Here is a 25793-nt window from a genome sequence, read left to right as displayed (position 1 = left end):
TTACAAAGATTACGCTTTCGCGAAAGCGGTCATTGTAAATTTTCGTCAAAAGTAGTTAGGTCTTACTTCTATAAAAGATGGTGTCTTTAAGAGTTGTGACGGTGTATGATTTGTATATCTTTTTATCTCTTTAATAAAATGACTCTGATCATAATATCCATACTTTACTACATAATGCTGCCAGTCGCTATTGCGAGTGACATATAATTCTCGTATGGCTTTTTTATATCGCTGGAGTGATTGAAACTTTTTTGGAGTGAGACCTGTATCTCTCTTGAAGTGACGCTCTAGTGTAGAATAGGAGTAATTTGTAGCCTTAATAATAGTTTGTATATCACAACTAGCACTCACTTCTTGTGCCATTGCTACTACAAAACCTTCTCGCTCCTTTTTATACCTCTCTGCAAACCATTGATCTAATTCGCTTGCAATTTCTGAAGGTGATAATGTGAGTAGATGAATCTTAAGTAGCTCGACATCCATCCCAAAAACATCATCTGCAAAGGCGACGCTGTCTTTCATAATGGCTTCTGTCTTAAGGTCTAAAAATGGTTTGAGCGAAGACAGTCCCCTGCTTTTAAATTTTATGATGATACAGCTTTTGAGATGCGAGAGATCTACAACCACTTCCTTATGAATAAAGCTATACAACTTACTTCTATTAGATGTATAGGTTTTCCCCATATAGCTCATTGTGTAATGACCATCTAGCACAATAATCATATCTGGAGTGATGCCAGGGTATGCATACATTGTAGGGCTTCCCATAGACAAGAGCGCAGCATCTTTTACAATCCAGTAATGGTCTATGTGCTTTTTTACCTCTGCCATATGTGGCTCAAAAATCATAAGACCAAGCTACTCATTAAAAAATAGAAACCTACTCTTAAAAAACTGTTTTTGAAAAGTTCACTATTTTTTTTCGACTCAATGGTTAATTACAAAATTGATTTACTATGAAGAATCCAGTTACTAAGAGCCTTATAATTTTTGACGGAGAGTGTAACCTTTGCAATGGCGTTGTGGGGTGGTTATTAAAATTTGCTCCAGAAGACCTCTTTGAATTTATAGCTTATCAATCTCCCAGAGGTCAACATATTTTGATAGATAACAACAGACCTACAGATAGTCTAGATACGGTAATTCTTATAGATAATAATGTTTTGCACACACACTCTGATGGATTTTTAAAGATTGTATCAAAAATACCAAAGTGGCAGCGTGTTGCCGCCTTACTCGCTTTTATACCTAGAATGCTTAGAGACTTTGTATACCGTACGGCTTCTCGCAATAGGGTACGATGGTTTGGTACATCTTCCTCTTGTACTATTAATTTTAAATAATAAACCCAACACTCCCTAGGGAGCATCGGGTTATCAAACAACAAAATGCGGTGCCCTAGAGCACCGCATTTTGTTACTTATCTTCTTGATTATCTATGAATTTTACATCTCTCGTGTTTTTTTGAACTGCAATAGCAGCAAAGAGACTTAGCGTAAATGACATCCCGTAAAAACCTTTTTCACTTAACTCTAGATCTGCGTTCCATAAACCTACTACGAGTAATAAGATTGAAATAATGGTCACAAACCAACTTATGCCATAATAAATGTCTGTAACAGGTACTCCCTCTAGTCTATCGCGTACACTTTTTTGCACAGAGACTACTGCAAAAAGACCAAAGAGTAAAATTGTAAAATAATATCCTTTTTCATTGAGATACATATCTGCGTTCCATAAACCTACACAGAACGATATCATCCCAACAAATAAGGCACTCCACGATGCACTTATAAAAGCGCCGGTAGGCTTATTTGAAAATGAAGGTTTTTCTTTTACTTTCTTCTCAGTTACTGGTGTTTCAAATTGATTTTCCATAATGTTTTGTTGTTGTTTAACGAGGTCAAAGATGCAACCCAACCTCACATCAAAAAATCAATAATTTCACTATTACTTACGATATACAATATACTAGTATTACATTTATACAATTAAAATAAGCTTTCAAACACATATAACTTACGATATAAAATGTCATTATTTTCTATTATTACTAGTTTTTCTAAAGAAGAAAGTGATCTTTTTATACAATACATACGCTCCAGAAATAAAAGAAAGGACACAAAAAACACAGAACTCTATATGCTCTTGCGTAAAGGAGTACCTGTAAATGATATCATCACCACATTATATGGCTCGTCAAACAGAAATGCCTATCACGCATTATCAAAGCGACTGCAAGACTCACTCATAGATTTTATTGCTACACGCAGTTTTGAGACAGAAACCTCAGAAGATATGACCGTCTTTAAGTGGATACTTACAGCACGTATACTTTATGAGCAAGACCAGATTGACCCTGCCCATAAACTACTCAAAAAAGCTATTAAAAGAGCAAAACAACTAGACCTCTACACAGCACTAGTCGAGGCATATCATACACAAATACAATACAGCCACCTTCACCCTGAGCAAGATCTACCTGAGCTTGTGGCAGCGGCACAGCAGTGTCACAAGCTCTTTTTACAGCAAGAAAGGCTCAATATGGCATATGCTCACATTAAGAGAACCGTCCAGTTTAACACAGCCCTATTACAACAAGGAGTACAAGAAACTATAGAACAAATTCTAGCAGATTTTAAAATAGACATACAAAAAGATCTTACCTATAAGTCCCTCTACCAACTCCTTGAGATTATTAATACAGCAGCACATCTAGATCATAACTTTAGCAAGGCATTACCGTTTATAACAAAGGTTTATAAACTTATAGAGCAGAAGGATCACGTTGCTGCAAAGCATCGTTTTTACCATATACAGGTCCTCTATTTTATGGCAAATGCACATTTTAGAGTGCGTGATTTTACACAGGCTCAGTCATATCTCAAGCTTATGGACGAGCAAATAGGTGCAGATAGAAGAAAATGGGAATCCCGCTTTCGCGAAAGCTACTTACTTATACACAGTTTTGTTATGAATTATAGTGGCAGTTATACAACCGCCATCACCTCTTTAGAAGAATACATAAAAAATACTAAAGGAAAATCACACCCAGATACCAGACTAGCGCTTGTTGTTTTTCTCACCCAGCAAGGTTTATATAAAGAAGCCTTAGGCCAGCTTAATAAATTAAAACACTCAGATCAATGGTATAAGACGCAATTAGGCAAAGACTGGTTAATAAAAAGAGATCTTCTCACCCTTATTATTTATTATGAACTAGAGTATATAGACCTGGCGCACGCTACTTTGAGAAGTTTTAAGCGCAAGCATAAATCTATCATTCGCTCTGAGGCGAGGTTACATTCATTTATTGCAGTTTACACAGCTATGCATAACAATCCTCTCGTGATAGATGAAGACCGCTTTCGCGAAAGCGTAAAAAATAACTTTACCACCTCCACCCTCAAAGAAGAAGACATCTTTATGGTGAGCTTTTTTGCCTGGATAAAATCTAAGCTTGACAATACACCACTTTATAACACTACCCTTCACTTGTTATGATTTTCTTAACAAGATAGGCGGGATCTGGGCAGTACCTTTTAGCCTTGTAAAACATCCAATTGAATGAATAGAAAATTATCCTACGTAATTGCTACACTACTAGCTATTACAATTGCGAGTTGTGGCGCATCACAATCTAAAGTTGCCAGTAAGGCAAGTGCCTCAAAATCTGCAAAAAAAGACAAGAAAGAGGCCATAAAACCTTATGGCAAAGTAATCACAAAAGAAGCAAAAACAGACGAAGGTCTCTTTACCGTACATAAACTAGACGGCAAGTACTTTTATGAGATTCCAGACACATTGATGGGTCGCGAGATGCTTATGGTCACTCGTATTGCAAAGACTGCCACAGGACTTGGCTTTGGGGGAGGAAAACAAAACACCTCTGTACTACGCTGGGAAGTAAAAGATAAAAAGGTATTACTACGTGTGGTGTCACATCAAATTTATGCCGCAGACTCACTTCCTATTTCTGAGGCTGTAAAGAATAGTAATTTTGAGCCAGTTCTGTATGCTTTTGATGTAAAGGCATATAAGAAGGACTCAGTTTCTGGCAATAAGAATATTGTGATAGACGCGAGCCCTTTATTTGAAACAGATGTTAAACCGCTAGGTTTACCACAGAGACGTCGCAAAAGTCTTAAAGTGTCTAAACTAGATGCAAAGCGCTCTTACATAGATACAATAAGAAGTTACCCGCAAAACATAGAAGTACGTACCGTAAAAACATACAGCGGTAGCGCATTACCGTCTAATAATGCTACGGGTACACTCTCACTTATGATGAGTAACTCTATGATTTTATTACCAGAAGTACCTATGCAACGCCGTATGTTTGATGAGCGTGTAGGGTGGTTTGGACGCGGCCAAACAGATTACGGTCTAGATTTACAAAAAAGTAAAACCATACGTTACTTAGACAGATGGAGATTAGAAGTTAAGGACGAAGATATGGCAGCCTTTAAAAGAGGCGAGCTTGTTGAGCCTAAAAAGCAAATCGTTTATTATATAGATAGAGCAACACCAAAAAAATGGGTGCCATATATCAAACAAGGTATAGAAGACTGGCAAGTAGCTTTTGAAGCTGCTGGATTTAAAAATGCTATAATCGCGGCAGATCCTCCTTCTGTAGAAGAAGATCCAGACTGGAGCCCAGAAGATGTACGTTATAGTGTAGTGCGCTACCTTGCGTCTCCTATTCCTAATGCAAATGGACCTCACGTGAGTGATCCCAGATCTGGAGAAATTTTAGAAAGTGATATAAACTGGTACCATAATGTTATGACCTTATTACATAACTGGTACTTTGTACAGACAGCAGCGATTAATCCAGAAGCAAGATCTAACGAGTTTAAAGATGAGATTATGGGACGATTAATTCGTTTTGTGAGTTCTCACGAGGTAGGTCACACTCTTGGTCTTCCTCACAATATGGGAAGTAGTGTAGCATATGCTGTAGACGATTTACGTGATCCTGAGTTTACAAAAAAGTATGGAACAGCACCTTCTATTATGGATTATGCTCGTTTTAACTATATCGCACAACCAGGTGACGGTGATGTAGCCTTGATGCCTAACATAGGTATTTATGACAAGTATGCTATTAAGTGGGGATACCGTCCTATACTTGAGGCAAAAAGTGCCGAAGACGAAAAGAAAACCCTAGACAGCTGGATACTTGAGCACGCTGGAGACCCTATGTACCGTTTTGGGAGACAGCAAAGAGGCGTTATAGACCCTAGCTCTCAAACAGAAGATCTAGGTGATGATGCTATGAAAGCTAGTGCTTACGGTATTGCAAACCTTAAACGTATTGTACCTAACCTTATCACTTGGACTGCAGAAGAGGGCCAAAACTATGATGAGCTAGATAAAATGTATGGTCAAGTACTCTCTCAGTATAACCGCTATATGGGGCACGTTGCCGCAAATGTAGGTGGTGTGTATGAGATGTATAAAACCTATGATCAAGATGGGGCTGTATACACACACGTACCTAAAGAGAAACAAAAAGAAGCACTTACCTTCTTACAAGAAAACCTTTTTGAGACGCCAGAGTGGTTACTAGACACAAACATTTTTGATAAAATAGAAAATGCAGGTAGTGTAGAACGTATAAGACGTTTCCAGACTAGAACGCTTAACAACCTTCTAGATTTTGGAAGAATGGGACGTATGCTAGAGAACGAAACTCTTAATGGCAACAGTGCATATACCTTTATGGATATGATGGAAGATACTCGCGAGGGCCTCTTTAGTGAGTTAAGGACAAGAAGTACCATAGACATCTACCGTCGTAACCTACAGCGTGCATATGTAGAGCGTCTGGAATATTTAATGACTAATGAGCAAGGAGCTTCTAGCCGTTTTAGCACTAGAACTTCTATTGATGTAAGCCAGAGTGACATTAGAGCCGTAGTACGTGCAGAGCTTAAAGACCTTAAACGTGATTTACAAAACAGCAGACTACGTGATCGTATGAGTCGTATTCACACAGAAGATCTTGTAGAGCGTATCAATTTAATACTTGACCCCAAATAAGGGATAATTTACCCCTAAGATTTCCCCTTCCCATATAAGCCGGCTGTCATTGACAGTCGGCTTTTTTTTATGTAAAAAATTCTCGTTACCAGACTACTCTAGAGTTCATAAATTACTGAGGATATATACGCTTTCGCGAAAGCGTAACAAATCACAAATAAATCCTAAAAATAAAAATGGATTAAACTTTGTGCATTTTACACAGTCATATAAGTGTTCAGTAATTAAAAAAATAAAGAATATGAAAAAGTTAATAATGGCATTTTTAGTACTAGCTACTATATCAATGTCTGCACAAAGAGGACCAAGAGGCGGAGAAGACAGAAGAGGAAAAGACCTTACTGTAGAACAAATGGCTACGCTTAAAACTAAGAAAATGACCCTAGCACTTGCTCTAAACGATAACCAGTCTAAAAAAGTGTACAATGTACTGCTTGCACAAGCAAAAGACCGCAAGCAAGCAATGGAAGCTCGCAAAGCTCAAACAGAAAAACCTGAGCTTACAAAAGAGCAAAAATTTGCTAAGACAAATGAACGTCTAGATAAACAAATAGCTATGCAACAAGAGATGCAAAGTATCTTATCTGAAGACCAATTTAAGCAGTTTAAGAAGATGAGCGCAAAGCGCAAAGGTGAAGGAAGACGCGGTGGCAAACGTGGTAGAGGCCAGCGTGGTAAATAATGTTTTTATTGATTGATTAATTTGGTTTGAGAACGGCATCCTTTAGTTAGGATGCCGTTTTCTTTTATATGTAAACTTATAAGGTTTTACTCACCTTTGCTACAGCAGCAATTGTATCATCTAGATCTTGATAAGACAGTGCATCGTTTAAAAACCAGCTCTCATAAGCACTAGGCGCTATATAAATACCCTCTGCGAGTAAACCGTGAAAGAATTTTTTAAAAGTATCATTATCTCCAGCTGCCGCTGTTTTAAAATCTACCACAGCTTCTTTTGCAAAGTGCACAGAGATCATAGACCCTAGTCTATTTATTGTAAATATTACACCGCTTTCTGTAAGTGCCTGTTCTATACCTTTATGTAGATACTCGGTCTTGTCTTTAAGGCTTGTAAATACTTCTGGGTTCTCATTAAGTTCTGTAAGCATAGCAAGACCTGCAGCCATCGCTAGCGGGTTGCCACTAAGTGTACCAGCCTGGTAAACGGGACCTTCTGGTGCGAGGTGACTCATAATCTCTGCTCGAGCTGCAAATGCTCCTACAGGTAGACCACCTCCTATTACTTTTCCAAAGGTTACAATATCTGCTTGTACATCCATAAGTTCTTGAACGCCTCCCTTTGCAAGGCGGAAGCCGGTCATAACCTCATCAAATATAAGCAGAGCACCATTTTCATCACACAGCTCACGAAGTCCTTGTAAGAAACCTTCGGCTGGGAGTATGCACCCCATATTACCTGCAACAGGCTCTAGGATAATGGCTGCAATCTCTCCAGGGTTTGCTGCAAAAAGGGCTTTTACTTGCTCAAGATTGTTATAGTCTGCTAGTAAAGTATCTTTTGCCGTACCGGTAGTTACTCCCGGACTATTAGGAGAGCCAAAAGTCACTGCACCACTCCCGGCTTGTATTAAAAATGAGTCAGAGTGACCGTGGTAACAACCTGCAAATTTTATAATTTTCTCTCTTCCAGAAAAACCTCTCGCAAGTCGTACCGCACTCATACAAGCCTCTGTACCACTATTTACAAAACGTATTTTATCTATACCGGGTACCATTGAGACAGCAAGCTCTGCTATTTTTGTCTCTATCTCTGTAGGCATTCCAAAAGAGGTTCCTTTTTGAGCTTTTTGCACTACGGCATCTACCACAGGCTTATGTGCGTGACCTAATATCATAGGCCCCCACGATGCGATATAGTCTATAAGCTTGCGACCATCCTCATCATATAAATAAGCTCCTTTTGCTTCTTTTACAAAAATAGGATCACCACCTACAGATTTAAAAGCTCTTACTGGGCTGTTTACTCCACCTGGTATTACTTTTTGAGCCGCTACAAATAACTCACTACTTCTCTTATAAATCATATGCTATATATTTCACTCTGCTAGAGTGCTTTTTTCCTTTATGCCTTACTAAAAAATTAATACCCTCTATCAAACGGCTTGATGTATAACACCTGCCCTTCAAAGATATTATCGCCATCGATACCATTCCATTCTTTAAGTTGGTCTACAGTTACGTCATATTTTTTTGCTAGACGATACAGCGTTTCACCCTTTCTTACAGTGTGCTGGTTATTATTATCTGTTACTTTCCTATAGTCTTCTACAGGCTTACCTAGCACCTCGCCGTCGTACGTATATAACTTATAACGCTCTATAAGACTTATTAACTTTTGAGGATATTTCTTATCTGTTGCATACCCTGCTCTACGTAGTCCTTTTGCCCAGCCTTTATAATCGTCTTTTGGTAGTTTAAAGAGGTCCGTATATCGCTTGCGGCCAGTTAAGAATAAAGAGTGATCTCTATATGAGAATTTTGGTAAACTATATTTTCTAAAACACTCGCCTTGTGTATCATCATCGTGATATACTTTTTGACCTTTCCAGTCGTGGCATTTTATACCAAAGTGGTTATTTGCTTTTTTTACAAGCTCCCCTTTTCCTGCACCAGATTCTAGAATTCCTTGTGCTAGCGTAATAGATGCCGGGATGCCGTAAAGCTCCATCTCTTCTTTTGCAATGGCAGCATATTGTTCTATATAACCGTCTACACCACCCTTTGGAACAGGATTTACACCATTATCAAGATTATCATCTGGTGTGGCAGCTTCTTCTACATCTAGCTCTGAGTTAGTCCTCTCAACCGTGCGAATTTTTTTTGTGCGTTTTGTGCTGCGTGTCACCTTTTTTGAACCACCGCAACCTACTGTAATTATTGCTATTACCAGAAGTACAGTTAATCTTTTTAACATAAATCTATTGTATGAGTGGGAGTCCCTTTTTTGCAAGTCGAGTATTCATACCCGAGATGCCCTGTAAACCTCCCGTATGAATGGCTAAAATACGAGAATTCTCTGGGAAATACCCACGATTCATCAAGTCTGAAAGCCCAAAAAGCATCTTACCCGTATACACCGGATCAAGCGGAATGCCATATGCATCCTTAAAGTCATTTATAAAAGTGATTAACTCCCTATTTACTTTTGCATATCCTCCACAATGATAGTCGGCTATGATTTCCCATTGCTCACTATCCACATATTGTGCTACCTCATCACGTACCCAATCTCCTTTTAGGGCGGGAAAGCCCAGCACCTTTTGATGTTTACCAGCACTATTTATGATACCGGATATCGTACCCGCCGTTCCTATAGGGCAACTTATATAATCAAACTGACTATCCTCTGTAGTTAGAATCTCTTCACATCCTTTTATTGCAAGCGCATTTGTACCTCCTTCGGGTATAATAAATGGGTTATTAAAGGTTTTTTTTACGCTTTCGCGAAAGCGTAATTCATCCTTCTCCTTATACTCAGCCCTAGTAACAAAATGAAATTCCATCCCACAAGAGTGAGCAAATGCTAGCGTAGGGTTTTGAGCTAGTGTTTTTTTAAGATCACGGCCCAACTCCTCGCCTCTTATAACCCCTACGGTTTTAAAACCTTCTAGTTTACCCGCCGCCGCAGTAGCAGCAATATGATTTGAGTATGCACCACCAAAGGTGAGTAATGTATCGTGACCAAGTGCTCTGGCTTGAAGTAGGTTATACTTAAGCTTTCTAAACTTATTACCGGAAACGGTGGGATGTAACTCGTCCTCACGCTTTATGAAAAGCGTACAGCCATTTTGCTCAAAGACAAATTGATTTTTTGAAGTAAAATTCACAAGTTTATAAATAAGCTATAAAGCTCCAGAACGGGCGTTCTCTAAGATAATTAATTTCACACTCACGAGCATAAGCCTCTCGCTCAAAACTTATATTAAGATATGCCACATAATTATCTCTATACTGTACAAGCCTATAAAGGTACTCTATTGCATACCATATAAAGAAAGGAATCACCAGCATCTCGGCTTGCTGTCTTATGTGTATTTTTTCGTGATTAATAAATACCTCATCCTTTTTAAGATCTGGTGTGCGCATCACAATAAATGGCCAGAGTGTAACTCCCACAAAGCGCCTGCGCAACAAGTATTTATTTACAACAAAAAACATAGGTCAAAAGTACTTTAATATCTTTTTTAAAAAACATCGCCAGCCATATATTTATCTACCGCATTGTTAACAGGTTAAGCAGTATTCAAAGTTTGTGCCGTATCCTTATCTTTGTATATGTCTTACTTAAAAAAACATATCCCTATAGAAGACGGCGACTATTACTTAACGCCAGAAGGCTATAGATGTTTTACAGAACAGTATCATCTCAAAAGAGGATACTGTTGTGAGAGTGGCTGCCGTCATTGCCCTTATGGCTATAGTAAAAAGACAAATACTCAAAATGGATAGACTGCTACTCTTATATCGTAAGTGTGTCTATAGAAGCTACCATAGAGTAGATATACGTTATCCATAGTGTGTGAGTAAGAGTTTTTAAACTAGTACTTACTTAATATCATTACTTATGACATTTCAACAACAAATACTTGAAGGGATTCCTGCAGTACTTCCTGCACAAAAGGAATATGACCCGGCTATAAACCACGCCCCAAAAAGAAAAAAGATACTCTCTCCTAGTGAAGAGAAACTCGCACTTCAAAACGCCCTGCGCTATTTTGAACCCCAGCATCACGCAACACTATTACCTGAATTTAAAAATGAGCTAGAAACGTATGGCCGCATTTATATGTATCGCTTTGAGCCAGAATATAAAATATATGCGAGACCTATAGACGCCTATCCGGCTAAATCTAAGCAAGCGGCAGCTATTATGCTTATGATTCAGAACAATCTAGATCACGCTGTGGCACAGCACCCGCTAGAGCTTATCACTTATGGTGGTAATGGAGCAGTTTTTTCAAACTGGGCTCAGTATCGCCTCACGATGCAATATCTCGCTCAGATGACAGATGAGCAAACGCTGGTTATGTACTCTGGTCACCCTATGGGCTTGTTCCCATCTCACAAAGAAGCACCTAGAGTAGTTGTCACAAACGGAATGATGATTCCTAACTATAGTAAGCCAGACGACTGGGAAAAATACAACGCCCTAGGCGTCACCCAGTACGGCCAGATGACGGCTGGTAGTTATATGTACATAGGCCCTCAAGGCATTGTACACGGCACCACAATTACCGTTCTTAACGCTTTTAGAAAAATAGGCAAATCACCCAAGGGAGGGATTTTTGTCACTTCTGGACTAGGCGGTATGTCTGGGGCACAACCTAAGGCTGGTAATATTGCAGGCTGTATCACCATATGTGCAGAAGTAAATAAAAAAGCGGTACACACAAGGCACTCACAAGGATGGGTAGATGAAATAATTGATAACACAACAGCTCTCGTTACCCGTGTACAGCAGGCACAACTTGATAAGGAGACGATCTCCATCGCATATCACGGTAATGTGGTAGAAGTATGGGAGGCCTTTAATGAGCACAATATAAAGATTGATATAGGTAGCGATCAGACTTCTTTACATAATCCTTGGGCTGGTGGTTACTACCCTATGGGATACACTGTTGAGGAGGCAAATGATATGATGGCAAATGATGTAGAGCGCTTTCGCGAAAGCGTAAAAACCACCCTCTGTCGTCACGCCGCAGCAGTAAATGCACACACCGCAAAGGGCACCTACTTTTTTGATTACGGAAATGCTTTTCTACTAGAATCCAGCCGTGCAGGAGCAGATGTACTCGCCGAAAATGGCATTGACTTTAAATACCCCAGCTATGTACAAGACATAATGGGACCTATGTGTTTTGATTACGGTTTTGGACCCTTTAGGTGGGTTTGCGCTTCTGGAAAGGAAGAAGACCTTGCAAAAACTGATGCGATTGCTTGCGCTGTCTTGGAAGAACTAGCAGTAAATGCTCCAGCAGAAATACAACAGCAATTACAAGATAACATCACCTGGATACAAGGTGCACAACAAAACACGCTCGTAGTAGGCTCACAAGCACGTATACTCTATGCAGATGCAGAGGGACGTTCAAAAATTGCACAAGCCTTTAACGATGCTATTGCTCGCAACGAGATAGGATTAGTTATATTAGGTCGTGATCATCACGATGTATCTGGTACAGACTCTCCGTACCGCGAGACGAGTAATATTTATGACGGCAGTCGCTTTACGGCAGATATGGCAATTCACAATGTAATAGGTGATAGTTTTAGAGGAGCTACCTGGGTGAGTATTCACAATGGTGGTGGTGTAGGCTGGGGCGAAGTTGTAAATGGTGGTTTTGGTATGGTAATTGATGGTAGTAAGGAAGCCGAAAGACGCTTACAATCAATGCTTTTCTGGGATGTAAACAACGGAATTGCAAGAAGAAGTTGGGCTCGTAATGAAGGTGCTGTTTTTGCCATAAAAAGAGCAATGGAAATCGAACCAAATCTTAAGGTCACCATACCAAATATTGTAGAAGAAGATTTATTTAATAACATTTAAAAAAAACTACTATGAAAGCATTAAGACTTTTACCCTTACTAGGAGCCGTATTATTACTCGCTTCTTGTAGCACTGTGCGCGTAGCATCAGACTACGACAAAGACACAAACTTTAGTGATTACAAAACATTTGCCTTCTACAAGCCAGGTATAGATAAAGCAGAGATATCTGACCTTGATAAAAAACGTGTGCTACGCGCCGTAGAGGCACAAATGCTCGCAAAAGGTTTTACAAAATCTAGCAACCCAGCTGTGCTTGTAAGCATATTTACAAAAGCAAAAGAGCGTGTGGATGTATATCAAAACAACTTTGGTTTCAACGGTGGTTGGGGCTGGGGAGGCGGCTTTTGGGGTGGCCCTTGGGGATGGAATAATGGCTTTTACAACAATACCGTCTCAAGATCTACACAAGGAACATTATACATAGACCTTATAGATGCAAATAAGAAACAACTTATATGGCAAGGGCAAGGTACAGCGCCACTCGTATCTGGAGATGTAAACAAACGTGAGGAGCGCATTAACCTTATCGTACAAGAAATTATGGAAGTATACCCTCCACAAGTTGCAGGTAACTAATCCATACTTTAATAGTAACAATAAAAAAAGCACTCATCTGGGTGCTTTTTTTATTACTTAAGCTAGCCATACTAGTATGCAATTAACTCTTCTATCTTTTTCTTTACCTTCTCAGTACTAGGTATCATCGTTTGTTCTAACACACTATTGAGCGGTATTGCTGGCATATTTTCAGATCCTATGAGCATTACTGGCGCATCTAGATATTGAAAACATTCTTCTTGTATACTTCCTTGCAACCCTCTGCTAAAGCCATTATTAGAAGGCTCTTCTGTTATAACAAGACACTTGCCACATTTCTTTACAGACTTAAATACCGTCTCATAATCTAGTGGATGTAGTGTTCTTAAATCTACCACCTCAACGCTATCTTGTAATCCTAATTCTGCACTAGCATTCATAGCCCAGTGCACACCCATACCGTAAGTGATGATAGAAATTGTTTCTTCATCTTCTTGCTTCCAGATTTCTTGCAGCACATTTGCTTTCCCAAAAGGAAGTACATAATCTTCATCTGGCATTACAGATGTAGCGCCTTGCGTTCCTTTTACCTTAGACCAATATAGCCCCTTGTGCTCAAAAATCACAACTGGGTTAGGATCATAATAAGCCGCCTTAAGAAGTCCCTTAAGGTCTGCTCCATTAGAAGGATATGCAATTTTAAGACCGCGTATGTTAGTCACCACACTTTCAACAGAAGATGAGTGATACGGCCCTCCAGAACCATAAGCTCCTATAGGTACTCTCAAAATCATTGAGACTGGCCATTTACCATTACTCAAGTAACACGATCGAGACACCTCTGTAAATAGTTGATTGAGGCCCGGCCATATATAATCTGCAAATTGAACTTCTACTATAGGCTTGAGCCCTACGGCGCTCATCCCTACTGTAGACCCTACGATAAAAGCTTCTTGTATAGGAGTATTAAAAACACGGTTATCACCAAATTTTTGAGCAAGTGTCGCCGCTTCTCTAAAAACGCCTCCCAGTCTACCTCCTACATCTTGACCATACATCAAGCATTCTGGATGTTTACGCATAAGCTCTTCTACGGCAAACAATGCACAGTCTACCATCACTACCTTTTCTCCATCCTTTGGTGAGCGCTCGCCACGCTCTTCGGTGATAGGTATGGGAGCAAAGTCGTGTGTAAATAAATCTGCTGGAACTGGATCTTCGGCTTGTTGTGCTTTGTCAAAATCTTTTTGGACTTCCGCTTTCGCGAAAGCGGTCATCTCCTCAATCTCTTTTTTATCAAATCCATTATTGAGTAGTAGCTCAATCATTTTTGGATACGGGTCGCGGCTTTGTGCCTCTTCAAGATCATCTCTGTACCACTCCATACGCACACCAGAGGTATGGTGATTAAGCAGGGGAACTTTTGCGTGTACTAAAAATGGTCTACGCTCTGTCCTGATGGTCTTAATGACCTTCTCGAGCGTCGTGTAACTTTCTTCAAAATCTGTCCCGTCTATGGTTACTGCCTCAAGACCGTGAAAACCTTGTGCGTACTCAAATGCATTTTGAGCACGGGTCTCGGCAGCATTTGCAGAGATGTCCCAGCCGTTATCTTGCACTAAATATAAGATAGGCAACTGCTTGAGCGCTGCCATCTGGAAGGCTTCGGCTATTTCACCCTCAGTCACAGATGCATCTCCTAGTGAGCAAACTACAAAAGGGGCTTCTGTGCTGGAAACTGCACTTTCTGTCTCATTGAGCGCAGCCGACAGTTTTTCAGAAAGTCCTTCTTTATAATAAAAACCCATTGCAACACCCGTTGCAGGTATGGCTTGCATACCTGTAGCACTACTCTGGTGCGGTATTTTAGGCTTATCATCATCTCGTAAACTTGGGTGAGAGTAATACGTACGCCCCGCCGAAAATGGATCATCCTTCTTTGCTAGCACTTGTAACATTAACTCATAAGGCTTCATCCCTATGGCAAGAAGCATACTATCATCTCTGTAGTAAGGAAAAGCATAATCTTGTGGTTGCAACTGCATCCCTATAGCGGTTTGTATCACCTCGTGACCACGGCTTGTAGCGTGTACATACTTTGATACCACCTTAAAATTTTCTTCATATAACTCTGTGAGTGCTTTTGCTGTACTTACGTTATGAAATGCTTTTTTTAATACCTCTTTATTCATATTACAATGTATTAATGTGCTGTAGTAAACTATTATTAAAGTACCGGTGTCATCCAGTTAAAAGGGTCTTCGCCCCCGGTTTTGATATCGTTAAGCATATCATTTACCGCCTTACCTACAGGGAATTCTGTAGAAACAGGTATTACATCATCACCCCAACCTATTTCTTGTATATGAGCAATACCTACTGCAGTACCTGTACCAAAAGCTTCTTCAAGCGTTCCTTGTGCTGCAGCTTCTTTTATTTCTTGTATCGATATTTTACGCTCTGTAACCGTATAGCCTTTGTGCTTTAAAACATCTATCACACTTTTACGAGTGATACCGTGCAGCACAGACCCGTCTAGCGTAGGCGTTATAAAGTTGCCATCTACTTTAAAGAAAATGTTCATTGTACCTACCTCTTGTATATAGGCGTGCTCTTGTGCATCTAGCCATAGTACTTGATCATATCCTTTAGACTTTGCAATCTCTGTTGGGCGTATGGCGGCAGCATAATTTCCTGCGGCTTTTGCCTCTCCAGTTCCTCCACTAGCAGCACGTATATAATGTTTTTCTGCCCAAAGCTTTACAGGCTTTGTAAAAAATGGTCCTGCTGGTGAGCCTATGATGATAAACTTATAACTAGTGGCTGCACGCATCCCTATAAAAGGTTCATCTGCATACATAAATGGTCTTAAGTATAATGCACTACCATCTACCGGCGGAATCCAGTCTTGCTCCATACTAACTAGCGCTTTTAAACCGTCTACAAAAAGATCTTCTGGAAATGCCGGCATCCCCATACGCTCTGCACTCGCGTTAAGACGGGCAGCATTTTCATATGGTCTAAAAAGTAGGGGTTCACGCTTTCGCGAAAGCGTACTCTTCATCCCTTCAAAAATTGCTTGACCATAGTGAAGCGCCATTGCCGCTGGGTGTGTAGGTATCATTGCTAAAGGGTCTACACGGGGGTTTTGCCACTTACCATCTTCATAATCACAGATAAACATATGGTCTGTAAAGGTTCTTCCTAGTGGGATGTTATCAAAATCTATACTCGCTAGTTTAGAATTTGTTGTTTTTGTGACTTCTATTTTCATAGCAATAGGTGTTTACCACTGCGTTATGCAGTGGCGTGGTGGTTGGTTTTTATAATGCTCTAGTGGTATCAAACTGCTCGAGATGGTCTGCTATTTTACGCAAGAAGCTCCCGCCCAGATAACCATCTACTATACGGTGGTCAAAACTTAAAGACAAGTACATCATCTGGCGTATCTCTATGGTGTCACCTTCTGGGCGTTCCATTACCTCGGCTCTTTTCTTAATAATCCCTGTGGCAAGAATCGCCGCCTCTGGCTGGTTTATAATAGGTGTTCCCATCACACTCCCAAAGGTCCCTACGTTACTTATCGTAAAGGTGCTTCCCTTTACATCATCACCTCCTAGTTTGTTTTCTCTAGCTAGTGACGAAAGTCTGTTTACCTCTGCTGCAATTTCTACAAGGTTTTTTTGATTTGCATTTTTTACTACTGGTACAATTAAGTTTCCAGAGGGTAACGCAGTTGCCATCCCTATATTTATATCTTCTTTGACAATGATATTTTTACCATCTACAGATACGTTTATCATTGGGAACTCTTCGACGGCTTTTGCAACGGCTTCTACAAAAAGAGGTGTAAACGTAAGACGCTCACCGTGTTTTTCTTGAAAGGCAACCTTATTATCATTACGCCATTGTACCATCTCTGTTAAGTCTGCCTCTACATATGCGGTTACGTGCGGGCTGGTATGCTTACTGTAGACCATATGATCTGCAATCATCTGGCGCATACGATCCATCTCTACTATTTTACCTTTACCCTTATCGAGTTTAAGATTTGGTATTTTATAAGCATCTGGATCTGGTTGAGCTACTGGCTGTGCAAATTGAAATGGTCTACCATCATCTATATATTGCATTATATCTTTCTTTCTTAATCTGCCTTTAGTTCCTGTACCAGGTATTCTAGCGATTTCTTCATAAGATATATGATGCTTGCGCGCAATACTATCTATAAGCGGACTCACAAAAACATTCTCGTTTGAGACAATTGCTCTTGTAGCTGGTGCTACTTTTTGTTTAGGTTGTTTTTTTGGTGTTTGCGCTTTAGTAGGCTGCGCTTCTTTCTTTTCTGAAGGGTTGATAGCTTTTTCTGCATCTCCTCCTTGTGCTAGATAGGTTGCGATAGGCTCGCCTACAGCAACAACGGCATTTGCATCATAAAGGTGCTTTTGCATCACACCTGCACTGGTAGCAGGCACCTCGTTATCTACTTTATCTGTAGCAATCTCTACAAGGATATCACCTTCTTCAAAAGATTCACCCTCGGTAACAAGCCAGTTTATGATGGTTCCCTCAGTGATAGACTCTCCCATTTTGGGCATTAATAAAGATGTTGCGCTCATAAGTATAGGTATTTCTATATCCATACAAATTACTACAGAATAAGCTAATTTTATTTATAAAATCTACTTTATACTTTCACAATAGAATAAACCACTATATTACCTTATTAATTGTTTTTTTATTCTAAATAGCTCATCTTTACAGTCTAAATAAAGTGATTTATTATGCGACTAGATGCTACAGACCAGCAATTACTCATATTACTACAAGAGGATTCTAACCAAACGGTAAAAGCCCTGGCAGAAAAGCTAGGTAAGTCTACAACGCCCATTTTTGAACGTATCAAAAAGTTAGAAAAAGAAGGATTAATAGATGGGTACTCTGCTCGTATAAATGCAAAAAAAGTCGGGCTTAAACAAACTGTCTTTATCGCTATATCGCTGCAAGGACACACCCGTAGCTACCTAGAGAAATTTGTAAATGAGATAAACAGCTTTCCAGAAGTAATAGAGTGTCACCGTGTGAGTGGAGGCTTCGACTACCTGCTCAAACTTGTGGTTGAAGATATAGAAGCCTATGAGCGCTTTATCATCACAAAGCTTACCCTGCTCCCATACATAGGTAATTTACAAAGTCACATTGTACTATCAAGTAGTAAGGAAACTAATAGGCTAGACTTGAGTTCCTTGTTTTAGTTTTCTTTTCTAAAATCTTGCAGCGTTTTATAAAAATCTTCTTGCTCTGGTCTGTCTAGGGGTATCTCTCGTAAAGGCTCCACCTCTCTTAAACTCCCGTGACAGTCTGCAGGTAACTGCTGGTATAACCTTGTTCCTGCAGTTTTCCAAGCTATCATTTGATCTGTAACCTCCTTAATAACCTTTGCAGGATTTCCTACGATGAGCTGGCGAGGTTCAAAAACACTTTCGGCTTTTACAAATGCCATTGCACCTACTATACATTCATCACCTATAACAGCATCATCCATAATCACGCTATTCATCCCTATCAAGCAGTTACGCCCTAAGTTTGCTCCGTGTATAACGGCTCCGTGACCTATATGTGCGCTTTCGCGAAAGCGTATACTCTTACCTGGAAACATATGTACAGTACAGTTTTCTTGTACGTTTACACCATCTTCAAGAATGATCTCACCCCAATCACCACGTATTGCGGCACCTGGGCCTATGTAGCAATTTTTACCAATAATGACATTACCAGTAACCGCCGCCAGCGGATGTACAAAACTACTCTCGTGAACTACCGGTATATGTCTGTTAAAAGAATATATCATTATGCTAAAGTTGTTTTAAAGTGTGAATGGTACTCACTAGAACTTGTTAGTTTTATTATAAATATACGACGTATATAAAAAGAGAAGGATTATGAAAGGAGATACAGAAATATACAACACTACAAAAGAACGACTACATTTACACCAATTTGCAGAAGACGAGGTAATTAACAACGAAACTGATAAACGTAGAAGGTCACTTGCGCTCATACGAGCAATGCGACTGGGAAACCTCTTTAAAAACAAAGTCTCAATTTATTTTAGAGATTCTTTAAACCGTCTTATAAGAGTACACACTACAATTTGGGGTGTTACTCAGAGGGATGTTATACTTAAAAAAGGTACATTGATTCCTATACACAGTATAGAGCGCATAGATTAAAAAAAAGCTCTCAAGCACTTATTTAAAGCGCTTGAGGGTCTCTTTTGTAAAATCTGATAACACAAGCTTTCCTGAAATAGCTGCACGCTCTGCAAGTAGCTCATCCCAGTGCTCTGTACCAGCCCACATCATCTTTTTCATCTCACGCATTGCCTCTGGGTTATACTTGCAAAGATTTTCGGCAGTGGCTTGTACTGCAGCATCTAGCTCTTCTGTACTATCATAAACGTGTGCATATAACCCTTTTTGCCTTGCCCACTCTGCATCATAAAATGTATTTGCATCGATAGCGATTTGAGACATCCCTGTAAGCCCTAATTTACGCTCTACAGCTGGACCTACCACAAAAGGACCTATCCCTATGTTTAGTTCGCTCAGTTTTATACTGGCAAATTTGCTTGCCATACAGTAGTCTGTTGCACTGGCAACACCTACACCGCCACCTACAGTTTTACCTTGCACGCGCCCTATAATAAACTTAGGACACTTACGCATTGCATTAATCACATTTGCAAAGCCTGAGAAAAACACACGTCCAGTCTCTTTATCATTAATACTTATAAGCTCCTTAAAACTTGCTCCTGCACAAAAAGTACGGTCACCTCCAGATTTAAGTACAATTACTTTTACGGCATCATTCTCACCAGCTTCTTGTATAGTCAAGGCTAGTTTTGCAAGTATATCACCTGGCAAACTATTATGCGCTGGGTGAAAAAACTCAATGGTTGAAATTCCGTTTTCTATATGTTCTTTTACGTGTGGATCACTCATATTGTAAAATTACTATTATCGTTGCTTGTAAAAATCACAGGCAATACGTTTATTAATCAATAAGGTTAAATTGTTCAAAGTGGTGATTAAGATGCTTGCGCTCCATTAAGTACCACTCATATTTGTTAAGCTTGCCAAAGACTGCATTGTTAGTCGTTGCCTTTTTATTGTTCTTGTAAAAATCTAGATATGCCTTTCTTGCGTCTAGCATCGCTTTTTTTGCTTCATCTAGGTCTTTGTGTTGTAAAGCCGGTTGAATTCCTGCTTCATATAGCGGGAAGTTGTAATCTCTAGGCATTTTATTATAATCCCAGAGGGTTGCAGCCACCTTGTCAAGTACTTTTTCTGGTGTGGCCACCTCAAAATCTTGTATTTCACCAGCGGCTATACGGTAGGTCAACTCAAGGTGCTCTACCATTTGTTGTGGAGTCATTGTTCCCCAAGATGGTTGGGTATTTTCATTGAGTTTTGACAAACAATTATTAATGCGGCTCTCTGTCATTTCAACAAAGGTAGTTTGTTTCTTTTCTACCATTGTAAGGATGGTCGCCACTGCTACTAGCGCCTCTGCCTCTTCATCTGTCTTTCCATTTTCATAATCTACTGGCTCTGCGTCAAACACCTCAACATACCATTTTACAATACCGCTAGGGTGCTCCCTACCGCTCACATCTCTCTCACGCTTTTCCTTACAGGTAAGGCGCACATAGATGGTATCATTGTGATATAACGGTCTCAAGAAGCGAATATCTTCAAGCCCATAGTTTGCACTCACCGGACCTTTGTTAGGATACACAAATAATCCTGCCGCAGCCGAAATAATAAAGTAACCGTGTGCCGTTCTTTTCTCAAATATACTCCCATCTAAACTTGTAATATCAGTATGTGCATAAAAGTGATCCCAGGTAAGATTTGCAAAATTCTGTATATCATTATCAGTAATCGTACGCTTATGAGTTTTTAAACTCATCCCTGGTTTAATATCTTCATAATGGTATGCAAAAGGATGCTGTTCTGCCTCCTTGTAATCTCCATTAGGCTGGTAGATACCTGTAATTTCAGTAAGGCTTGTAGGGCTTCCCTGCACGGCACAACGCTGCATATAATGTTTTATACCGCGTATTCCTCCCATCTCTTCACCTCCACCGGCACGACCTGGACCTCCGTGTACCAGTAATGGTAATGGTGAGCCGTGACCCGTACTTTGTGGCGCACTGTCGCGGTTAAGTGTTAATATTCTTCCGTGGTGTGATGCTGCTTCTATGGTGTACGCTTTCGCGAAAGCGTCATCTGCAGTAACTACACTACTCACAAGAGACCCCTTACCCATCTGGGCGAGTTCTATTGCTTCTTCTACACCGTTATATGGCATAAGTGTCGTTACGGGGCCAAAGGCTTCAATCTCGTGCACCTGTGTATTTTTAAACGGATTATTTTCACGCATCACAATAGGGCTCATAAAAGCTCCCTTTGCTCCATCTGCACCCATCGCCTCTATGGTATCTGTAGATCCATACACCATATCTGCTGTTTGGGCTATTTTGGCAATTTGCGTTTTTATAGCATCACGCTGGTCATTATTAATGAGGGCTCCCATTCTTACCTCACGCAATTTTGGGTCTCCTATAACCGTGCGTTCTAGCTGTTTGCCTAGAGCAATCTGCACATCTTCCATCAAATTTTCTGGTACAATCACACGGCGTATTGCCGTACATTTTTGACCACACTTAGACGTAATCTCTTTACGTACCTCCTTAATAAAAATAGCAAACTCTGGTGTACCCGGTACAGCGTCTGGACCAAGTATTGATGCGTTAAGACTATCTGCCTCCATTGTAAAAGGCACACTCTCTTCTGTAAGTCGAGGATGTACTTTTAACTTTCTACCAGTATGCGCGCTTCCAGTAAAGGTTACCACGTCTTGACTATTTACGGTATCTAGTATAGATGTTGTAAGACCTGAGAGTAATTGTAAAGCTCCCTTGGGTAATATACCGCTGTTTATAATCTCTCTCACAACAGCCTCTGTTAAGAAAGCGGTTTGTGGTGCTGGTAACACAACTGCTGGCATACCTGCCATCCAGTTTACAGCACATTTTTCTAACATACCCCAAACAGGGAAGTTAAAAGCGTTAATATGAACCGCAACACCTTTTTTTGGAACCAAAATATGGTGCGCCATAAAACGCCCACCTCTTGATAAATCTATTGCATCACCTTCTACAGCATAGCTTTGATCTGGAAAGAGCTTACGCAAGCTAGCATTTGCAAAGAGGTTTCCAAAACCTCCTTCTATATCTACCCAGCTATCTGCTCTTGTTGCTCCGGTTTTGTAACTAATCTCATAAAACTGCTCCTTGCGCTTGTTAAGGTAAAGCGCCAGTTTTTTAATCATATTACCACGCTGCTGAAAGGTCATATCTCGTAACGCCTTTCCATTATCACGTCCAAATTGTAATGCACTGGCAATATCTAGACCTTCGGTACTTGTGAGGCCTATTACATCTCCCGTGATGGCGTCATACATATTACGTGTATTGCTGTCATCACCTTTTACCCAATGGCCATTTATATAAGATTCTAAAATCATAAAACTCTCGTTTTTGAAATCGGAAACTGAAATCGATATCAGCGCCGATGTTATTCTTTTTTTTGCTTTCGCGAAAGCGGTCTACCCTCGTATTACAATCGAGTAGGAATTATAATACTAAACAGCCATATTTTCGATCACTGCCGCATAGCCTTGACCTACGCCGATACACATTGTCACAAGTGCATAGCGTTTTCCTTGTTCTTTAAGCTCTACAGCCGCCGAATATGCAATACGCGCCCCTGTTACACCTAGCGGATGACCTATTGCGATAGAGCCACCGTTAGGGTTTATTCTCGCATCATCATCTGCCAGTCCCCACTCGCGTATACAAGCTAGAGCCTGTGAGGCAAATGCTTCATTAAGTTCTATAACATCCATATCTTCAAGTGTAAGACCTGCTTTTTGAAGCGCCTTGTTTGAAGCTTGTACTGGCCCTATTCCCATAATGCGTGGTTCAACACCTACCACTGCAGAACTTACAATTCTTGCAAGCGGTGTAAGGCTATATTTTTTTACAGCAGCTTCACTGGCTACAATGGTTGCAGCTGCACCATCATTAAGTCCTGAGCTATTACCTGCGGTTACGCTTCCGCCCTCCTTTTTAAAAGCTGGACGAAGCTTTGCAAGCACTTCCTTTGAACTATTAGGCTTTATAAATTCGTCATCCTTAAAGATGATGGGATCTTTTTTACGCTGTGGGATTTCTACAGGTACAATTTCCTTTGCTAGACGGCCACTTTTTTGAGCAGCTGCAGCTTTCATCTGGCTGTGATATGCAAAGGCATCTTGATCTTCACGTGAGATGTTATATTTTTCTACAAGATTTTCGGCAGTGGTTCCCATTCCATCTACTCCGTATAGTTCTTTCATCTTTGGGTTAATAAAACGCCACCCAAAAGTCGAGTCATACATCTTACTATCTCCACCAAAAGCTGTAGAAGGCTTTGCCATCACATACGGGCCACGTGTCATATTTTCTACACCACCAGAGATAAATAGGTCTCCGTCTCCAGCTTTTATAGCTCGGTTTGCGTGTATAATGGCCGAAAGTCCAGAACTACATAAACGGTTTACGGTCTCTCCAGGTACGGTAAAAGGTAGTCCAGCAAGTAGCAAACTCATACGCGCTACATTACGGTTATCTTCTCCAGCCTGGTTTGCACACCCCATAATCACATCGTCATATGCTTCTTTTGGGATATTTGGGTTACGTTTTACGACCTCGCGTATCACTTGCGCTCCCAAATCGTCTGTGCGCACAGCACTTAATGTTCCTTTATAATTTCCTATAGGAGTACGAACTCCGTCTATGATATATGCTTCCATATTTTGAAATTGAAGTCGAAATCGAAGTCGAAATCGAAGTTCTTTTTTTATTATTTAATCTATTTCCCAATCTTTTGAAGTACGATATACTACCCCTTTAAAAAGTGCAACAAGCTCGTCACCTCTTTTTACCTCCACAACATTAAAACCTACTTTAGTTTTCTGGAGGTTTACCGTCGCCTCTGCAGTGATGTAATCTCCTTCCTCTAAAGCTTCTATATGATTTATACTTGTCTCAATAGACACGGCATATTTTCCGTGCGTGTTTGCAGTAAATCCAAAAGTCGTATCTGCCAGTGAGTAACTTATCCCACCGTGAGCCTTACCCATACTATTGAGCATCTCCTTGCGTATAGTCATCCCCACTTTTACAAAACCTACTTGTGCCTCTATAATCTCAATACCTAGCCAACTGCTGTATGCGTCTTGAGATAACATTTTATAAGGTATTTGCGCTCCAGTCATAACAGCATCTAGATTAGGCAAAAAATTGTTTTCCCTCTTTTTCCATCCTTCTTAAAAGTGGGCTGCATCTGTATCTATCTTCTCTATACTCATCATACAGAGCATCCATTTTTTGCACACACCAGCTTATTCCTTTCTCATCTGCCCAGGCTAGTAATCCTTTTGGGTAGTTTACCCCTTTGGTCATCGCATTGTCTATATCTTCGGCACTTGCTACATTCCAGAACAACGCATCTGCTGCTTCGTTAATAAGCATTATAAGAATACGCTCAAAAATTGCTTCCTTATCTTGAGTAGCTGTTGCTGCTTGTGATGGCGCTTTCGCGAAAGCGTTATCTGCCTCCACATTTTTATAATCATAATAACCGCGTCCCGATTTACGACCTAGATATCCCGCCTGGCTATATCGCTGTTGGGTAAAAGATGGCTTGTATCTTGGATCTTGATAAAAGGCATTAAACACGGTTTCTGTAACGGTATAATTTACATCGTTACCTATAAAATCCATCAACTCAAAAGGTCCCATACGGAACCCTCCCACACTTTTCATAGCTGCGTCTATAGTTGCAAAATTTGCCACACCTTCTTCATACATACGTAACGCCTCCCCATAAAATGGTCGTGCAACGCGGTTTACAATAAACCCTGGAGTATCTTTTGCGATGGCTACAACTTTTTTCCAACGTGTAATTTCGGCAACGCAAGTGTTTAAAACGTTTTGCGAGGTTTGTACCGCAGGTATCACCTCAACAAGCTTCATTAATGGCGCAGGATTAAAAAAGTGAATCCCAATGCAACGCTCTGGATTTTGCAATGATGCTGCAATTGATGCGATAGAAAGACTTGAAGTGTTTGAGGCTATTATCGCTGTGTCAGAAACGTAGGTTTCTAATTCTTGAAATACTTTTTTCTTGACCTCAAGATTTTCTACAATAGCTTCAATGGTAAGATCTGCTTTTGCTAACTCTTTAAGCGCAGTAACATACCTAATATTAGCTTGTATTCTATCTTTTTCTGAGGCGTCTATGCGTCCCTTCTCTATAAGACGTTTGAGTACTTTTTCTAGTGCTGCCTTTGCTTTATCAAGCGCCTCTTGATTTACATCAAAGAGTTTTACAGCACAACCAGCGGTTGCAGCTACTTGAGCAATGCCAGAACCCATTGTACCAGCGCCTATAATTCCTATGTTTTTTATCATTAACAATGCTTATTTTTTGAACACCGAATATCGATTAATGAATATCGAATGC

The 25793-nt window shown here is 40.2% G+C and carries 24 protein-coding genes; 9 read left to right on the top strand and 15 right to left on the bottom strand.

What is annotated here, in order from left to right:
• Positions 1 to 45 precede the first annotated feature (45 nt).
• On the bottom strand, positions 46 to 849 hold the full coding sequence (locus tag ACFO5T_RS09610) for a helix-turn-helix domain-containing protein (protein WP_380033916.1): 804 nt from the start codon (positions 847 to 849) through the stop codon (positions 46 to 48).
• Positions 850 to 956: 107 nt separating this feature from the next.
• On the opposite strand from ACFO5T_RS09610, the gene ACFO5T_RS09605 reads away from it, so the two are divergent.
• On the top strand, positions 957 to 1343 hold the full coding sequence (locus tag ACFO5T_RS09605) for a thiol-disulfide oxidoreductase DCC family protein (protein ID WP_380033914.1): 387 nt from the start codon (positions 957 to 959) through the stop codon (positions 1341 to 1343).
• Positions 1344 to 1416: 73 nt separating this feature from the next.
• Here ACFO5T_RS09605 and yiaA read toward each other — a convergent pair whose 3' ends face one another.
• Positions 1417 to 1878, bottom strand: coding sequence for an inner membrane protein YiaA (gene yiaA / locus ACFO5T_RS09600; protein ID WP_298353324.1), 462 nt, complete (start codon positions 1876 to 1878; stop codon positions 1417 to 1419).
• Between the two features lie 153 nt (positions 1879 to 2031).
• Here yiaA and ACFO5T_RS09595 point away from each other — a divergent pair, with 153 nt between their 5' ends.
• The 3 genes from ACFO5T_RS09595 to ACFO5T_RS09585 all read left to right on the top strand — a co-directional run bounded on the left by ACFO5T_RS09595 (position 2032) and on the right by ACFO5T_RS09585 (position 6727).
• The gene (locus ACFO5T_RS09595) at positions 2032 to 3504 is read left to right on the top strand and encodes a hypothetical protein (protein ID WP_380033912.1); all 1473 of its coding nucleotides are present in this window, start codon (positions 2032 to 2034) and stop codon (positions 3502 to 3504) included.
• A gap of 63 nt (positions 3505 to 3567) precedes the next feature.
• Entirely contained in the window at positions 3568 to 6045 is a 2478-nt protein-coding gene (locus tag ACFO5T_RS09590; protein ID WP_380033910.1) for a zinc-dependent metalloprotease, read from the top strand.
• 241 nt (positions 6046 to 6286) lie between these two features.
• Complete coding sequence (locus tag ACFO5T_RS09585) at positions 6287 to 6727, top strand: hypothetical protein (protein ID WP_375252234.1); 441 nt, start codon at positions 6287 to 6289, stop codon at positions 6725 to 6727.
• Between the two features lie 76 nt (positions 6728 to 6803).
• Here the strand turns inward: ACFO5T_RS09585 and hemL are convergent, their stop codons facing one another.
• The 4 genes from hemL to ACFO5T_RS09565 are packed head-to-tail and all read right to left on the bottom strand — an operon-like array spanning position 6804 to position 10224.
• The gene (hemL, locus tag ACFO5T_RS09580; RefSeq protein ID WP_380033908.1) at positions 6804 to 8090 is read right to left on the bottom strand and encodes a glutamate-1-semialdehyde 2,1-aminomutase; all 1287 of its coding nucleotides are present in this window, start codon (positions 8088 to 8090) and stop codon (positions 6804 to 6806) included.
• Between the two features lie 56 nt (positions 8091 to 8146).
• Positions 8147 to 8980 (bottom strand): glucosaminidase domain-containing protein, encoded by an 834-nt coding sequence (locus ACFO5T_RS09575; RefSeq protein ID WP_380033906.1) that lies wholly within the window; start codon positions 8978 to 8980, stop codon positions 8147 to 8149.
• Between the two features lie 4 nt (positions 8981 to 8984).
• Entirely contained in the window at positions 8985 to 9893 is a 909-nt protein-coding gene (locus tag ACFO5T_RS09570; protein WP_380033904.1) for a 1-aminocyclopropane-1-carboxylate deaminase/D-cysteine desulfhydrase, read from the bottom strand.
• 4 nt (positions 9894 to 9897) lie between these two features.
• Positions 9898 to 10224 (bottom strand): hypothetical protein, encoded by a 327-nt coding sequence (locus ACFO5T_RS09565; protein WP_375252238.1) that lies wholly within the window; start codon positions 10222 to 10224, stop codon positions 9898 to 9900.
• A gap of 117 nt (positions 10225 to 10341) precedes the next feature.
• Between ACFO5T_RS09565 and ACFO5T_RS09560 the strand changes: the two genes are divergently transcribed.
• From ACFO5T_RS09560 to ACFO5T_RS09550, 3 genes are all read left to right on the top strand, one after another.
• The gene (locus ACFO5T_RS09560; RefSeq protein WP_298353301.1) at positions 10342 to 10515 is read left to right on the top strand and encodes a DUF5522 domain-containing protein; all 174 of its coding nucleotides are present in this window, start codon (positions 10342 to 10344) and stop codon (positions 10513 to 10515) included.
• 115 nt (positions 10516 to 10630) lie between these two features.
• Positions 10631 to 12616 carry a urocanate hydratase gene (locus tag ACFO5T_RS09555; protein WP_380033901.1) on the top strand — a complete coding sequence of 662 codons (1986 nt, stop codon included), beginning with the start codon at positions 10631 to 10633 and terminating at the stop codon, positions 12614 to 12616.
• A gap of 11 nt (positions 12617 to 12627) precedes the next feature.
• Positions 12628 to 13194 (top strand): DUF4136 domain-containing protein, encoded by a 567-nt coding sequence (locus tag ACFO5T_RS09550; protein WP_380033899.1) that lies wholly within the window; start codon positions 12628 to 12630, stop codon positions 13192 to 13194.
• Between the two features lie 71 nt (positions 13195 to 13265).
• Here ACFO5T_RS09550 and ACFO5T_RS09545 read toward each other — a convergent pair whose 3' ends face one another.
• Genes ACFO5T_RS09545 through ACFO5T_RS09535 form a run of 3 tightly spaced genes read right to left on the bottom strand, consistent with a single transcriptional unit; the run spans position 13266 to position 17774 of the window.
• Entirely contained in the window at positions 13266 to 15347 is a 2082-nt protein-coding gene (locus tag ACFO5T_RS09545; RefSeq protein ID WP_380033897.1) for an alpha-ketoacid dehydrogenase subunit alpha/beta, read from the bottom strand.
• A gap of 35 nt (positions 15348 to 15382) precedes the next feature.
• Positions 15383 to 16429 carry a branched-chain amino acid aminotransferase gene (locus ACFO5T_RS09540; protein WP_380033895.1) on the bottom strand — a complete coding sequence of 349 codons (1047 nt, stop codon included), beginning with the start codon at positions 16427 to 16429 and terminating at the stop codon, positions 15383 to 15385.
• Between the two features lie 49 nt (positions 16430 to 16478).
• Entirely contained in the window at positions 16479 to 17774 is a 1296-nt protein-coding gene (locus tag ACFO5T_RS09535; protein WP_380033893.1) for a dihydrolipoamide acetyltransferase family protein, read from the bottom strand.
• 165 nt (positions 17775 to 17939) lie between these two features.
• Between ACFO5T_RS09535 and ACFO5T_RS09530 the strand changes: the two genes are divergently transcribed.
• Positions 17940 to 18410, top strand: a complete 471-nt coding sequence (locus ACFO5T_RS09530) for an Lrp/AsnC family transcriptional regulator (RefSeq protein WP_038599266.1) — start codon at positions 17940 to 17942, stop codon at positions 18408 to 18410.
• On the opposite strand, the gene ACFO5T_RS09525 is transcribed toward ACFO5T_RS09530, so the two are convergent.
• Positions 18407 to 19006: an acyltransferase gene (locus ACFO5T_RS09525; protein WP_380033891.1), complete on the bottom strand. Its 600-nt coding sequence runs from the start codon at positions 19004 to 19006 to the stop codon at positions 18407 to 18409. The two genes, ACFO5T_RS09530 and ACFO5T_RS09525, sit on opposite strands and share 4 nt — an antisense overlap.
• 91 nt (positions 19007 to 19097) lie before the next feature.
• Between ACFO5T_RS09525 and ACFO5T_RS09520 the strand changes: the two genes are divergently transcribed.
• Complete coding sequence (locus ACFO5T_RS09520) at positions 19098 to 19388, top strand: hypothetical protein (protein ID WP_380033889.1); 291 nt, start codon at positions 19098 to 19100, stop codon at positions 19386 to 19388.
• Between the two features lie 18 nt (positions 19389 to 19406).
• Here ACFO5T_RS09520 and ACFO5T_RS09515 read toward each other — a convergent pair whose 3' ends face one another.
• The 5 genes from ACFO5T_RS09515 to ACFO5T_RS09495 form a co-directional block, all read right to left on the bottom strand.
• Positions 19407 to 20159, bottom strand: coding sequence for an enoyl-CoA hydratase/isomerase family protein (locus ACFO5T_RS09515; protein ID WP_380033887.1), 753 nt, complete (start codon positions 20157 to 20159; stop codon positions 19407 to 19409).
• A 52-nt stretch (positions 20160 to 20211) separates the two neighbouring features.
• A complete protein-coding gene (paaZ, locus tag ACFO5T_RS09510; protein ID WP_380033885.1) occupies positions 20212 to 22749 on the bottom strand; it encodes a phenylacetic acid degradation bifunctional protein PaaZ in 2538 nt (845 codons plus the stop codon).
• 117 nt (positions 22750 to 22866) lie between these two features.
• Positions 22867 to 24078, bottom strand: coding sequence for a 3-oxoadipyl-CoA thiolase (pcaF, locus tag ACFO5T_RS09505; RefSeq protein ID WP_380033882.1), 1212 nt, complete (start codon positions 24076 to 24078; stop codon positions 22867 to 22869).
• A gap of 54 nt (positions 24079 to 24132) precedes the next feature.
• Positions 24133 to 24543, bottom strand: coding sequence for a PaaI family thioesterase (locus ACFO5T_RS09500; protein WP_380033938.1), 411 nt, complete (start codon positions 24541 to 24543; stop codon positions 24133 to 24135).
• Between the two features lie 13 nt (positions 24544 to 24556).
• On the bottom strand, positions 24557 to 25741 hold the full coding sequence (locus tag ACFO5T_RS09495; RefSeq protein WP_380033880.1) for a 3-hydroxyacyl-CoA dehydrogenase NAD-binding domain-containing protein: 1185 nt from the start codon (positions 25739 to 25741) through the stop codon (positions 24557 to 24559).
• Positions 25742 to 25793 lie beyond the last annotated feature (52 nt).

Origin of the sequence: Dokdonia genika (assembly GCF_042652845.1) — a bacterium.
GTDB classification, from domain to species: Bacteria; Bacteroidota; Bacteroidia; order Flavobacteriales; family Flavobacteriaceae; genus Dokdonia; species Dokdonia donghaensis.
The sequence above is the reverse complement of the archived record's forward strand: the minus strand, read 5'-3'. Positions and strand labels throughout refer to the sequence as shown.

Excerpts from the sequence above, each read along its gene's own strand:
- ACFO5T_RS09550 (WP_380033899.1), top strand. The coding sequence starts at position 12,628 with ATGAAAGCATTAAGACTTTTACCCTTACTAGGAGCCGTATTATTACTC.
- ACFO5T_RS09540 (WP_380033895.1), bottom strand. The coding sequence starts at position 16,429 with ATGAAAATAGAAGTCACAAAAACAACAAATTCTAAACTAGCGAGTATA.
- paaZ (WP_380033885.1), bottom strand. The coding sequence starts at position 22,749 with ATGATTTTAGAATCTTATATAAATGGCCATTGGGTAAAAGGTGATGAC.
- ACFO5T_RS09555 (WP_380033901.1), top strand. The coding sequence starts at position 10,631 with ATGACATTTCAACAACAAATACTTGAAGGGATTCCTGCAGTACTTCCT.
- yiaA (WP_298353324.1), bottom strand. The coding sequence starts at position 1,878 with ATGGAAAATCAATTTGAAACACCAGTAACTGAGAAGAAAGTAAAAGAA.
- ACFO5T_RS09560 (WP_298353301.1), top strand. The coding sequence starts at position 10,342 with ATGTCTTACTTAAAAAAACATATCCCTATAGAAGACGGCGACTATTAC.
- ACFO5T_RS09545 (WP_380033897.1), bottom strand. The coding sequence starts at position 15,347 with ATGAATAAAGAGGTATTAAAAAAAGCATTTCATAACGTAAGTACAGCA.
- ACFO5T_RS09530 (WP_038599266.1), top strand. The coding sequence starts at position 17,940 with ATGCGACTAGATGCTACAGACCAGCAATTACTCATATTACTACAAGAG.
- ACFO5T_RS09500 (WP_380033938.1), bottom strand. The coding sequence starts at position 24,543 with ATGACTGGAGCGCAAATACCTTATAAAATGTTATCTCAAGACGCATAC.
- ACFO5T_RS09525 (WP_380033891.1), bottom strand. The coding sequence starts at position 19,006 with ATGATATATTCTTTTAACAGACATATACCGGTAGTTCACGAGAGTAGT.
- ACFO5T_RS09520 (WP_380033889.1), top strand. The coding sequence starts at position 19,098 with ATGAAAGGAGATACAGAAATATACAACACTACAAAAGAACGACTACAT.
- ACFO5T_RS09575 (WP_380033906.1), bottom strand. The coding sequence starts at position 8,980 with ATGTTAAAAAGATTAACTGTACTTCTGGTAATAGCAATAATTACAGTA.
- ACFO5T_RS09565 (WP_375252238.1), bottom strand. The coding sequence starts at position 10,224 with ATGTTTTTTGTTGTAAATAAATACTTGTTGCGCAGGCGCTTTGTGGGA.
- ACFO5T_RS09495 (WP_380033880.1), bottom strand. The coding sequence starts at position 25,741 with ATGATAAAAAACATAGGAATTATAGGCGCTGGTACAATGGGTTCTGGC.
- ACFO5T_RS09610 (WP_380033916.1), bottom strand. The coding sequence starts at position 849 with ATGATTTTTGAGCCACATATGGCAGAGGTAAAAAAGCACATAGACCAT.
- hemL (WP_380033908.1), bottom strand. The coding sequence starts at position 8,090 with ATGATTTATAAGAGAAGTAGTGAGTTATTTGTAGCGGCTCAAAAAGTA.
- ACFO5T_RS09595 (WP_380033912.1), top strand. The coding sequence starts at position 2,032 with ATGTCATTATTTTCTATTATTACTAGTTTTTCTAAAGAAGAAAGTGAT.
- ACFO5T_RS09535 (WP_380033893.1), bottom strand. The coding sequence starts at position 17,774 with ATGAGCGCAACATCTTTATTAATGCCCAAAATGGGAGAGTCTATCACT.
- pcaF (WP_380033882.1), bottom strand. The coding sequence starts at position 24,078 with ATGGAAGCATATATCATAGACGGAGTTCGTACTCCTATAGGAAATTAT.
- ACFO5T_RS09515 (WP_380033887.1), bottom strand. The coding sequence starts at position 20,159 with ATGAGTGATCCACACGTAAAAGAACATATAGAAAACGGAATTTCAACC.
- ACFO5T_RS09585 (WP_375252234.1), top strand. The coding sequence starts at position 6,287 with ATGAAAAAGTTAATAATGGCATTTTTAGTACTAGCTACTATATCAATG.
- ACFO5T_RS09605 (WP_380033914.1), top strand. The coding sequence starts at position 957 with ATGAAGAATCCAGTTACTAAGAGCCTTATAATTTTTGACGGAGAGTGT.
- ACFO5T_RS09590 (WP_380033910.1), top strand. The coding sequence starts at position 3,568 with ATGAATAGAAAATTATCCTACGTAATTGCTACACTACTAGCTATTACA.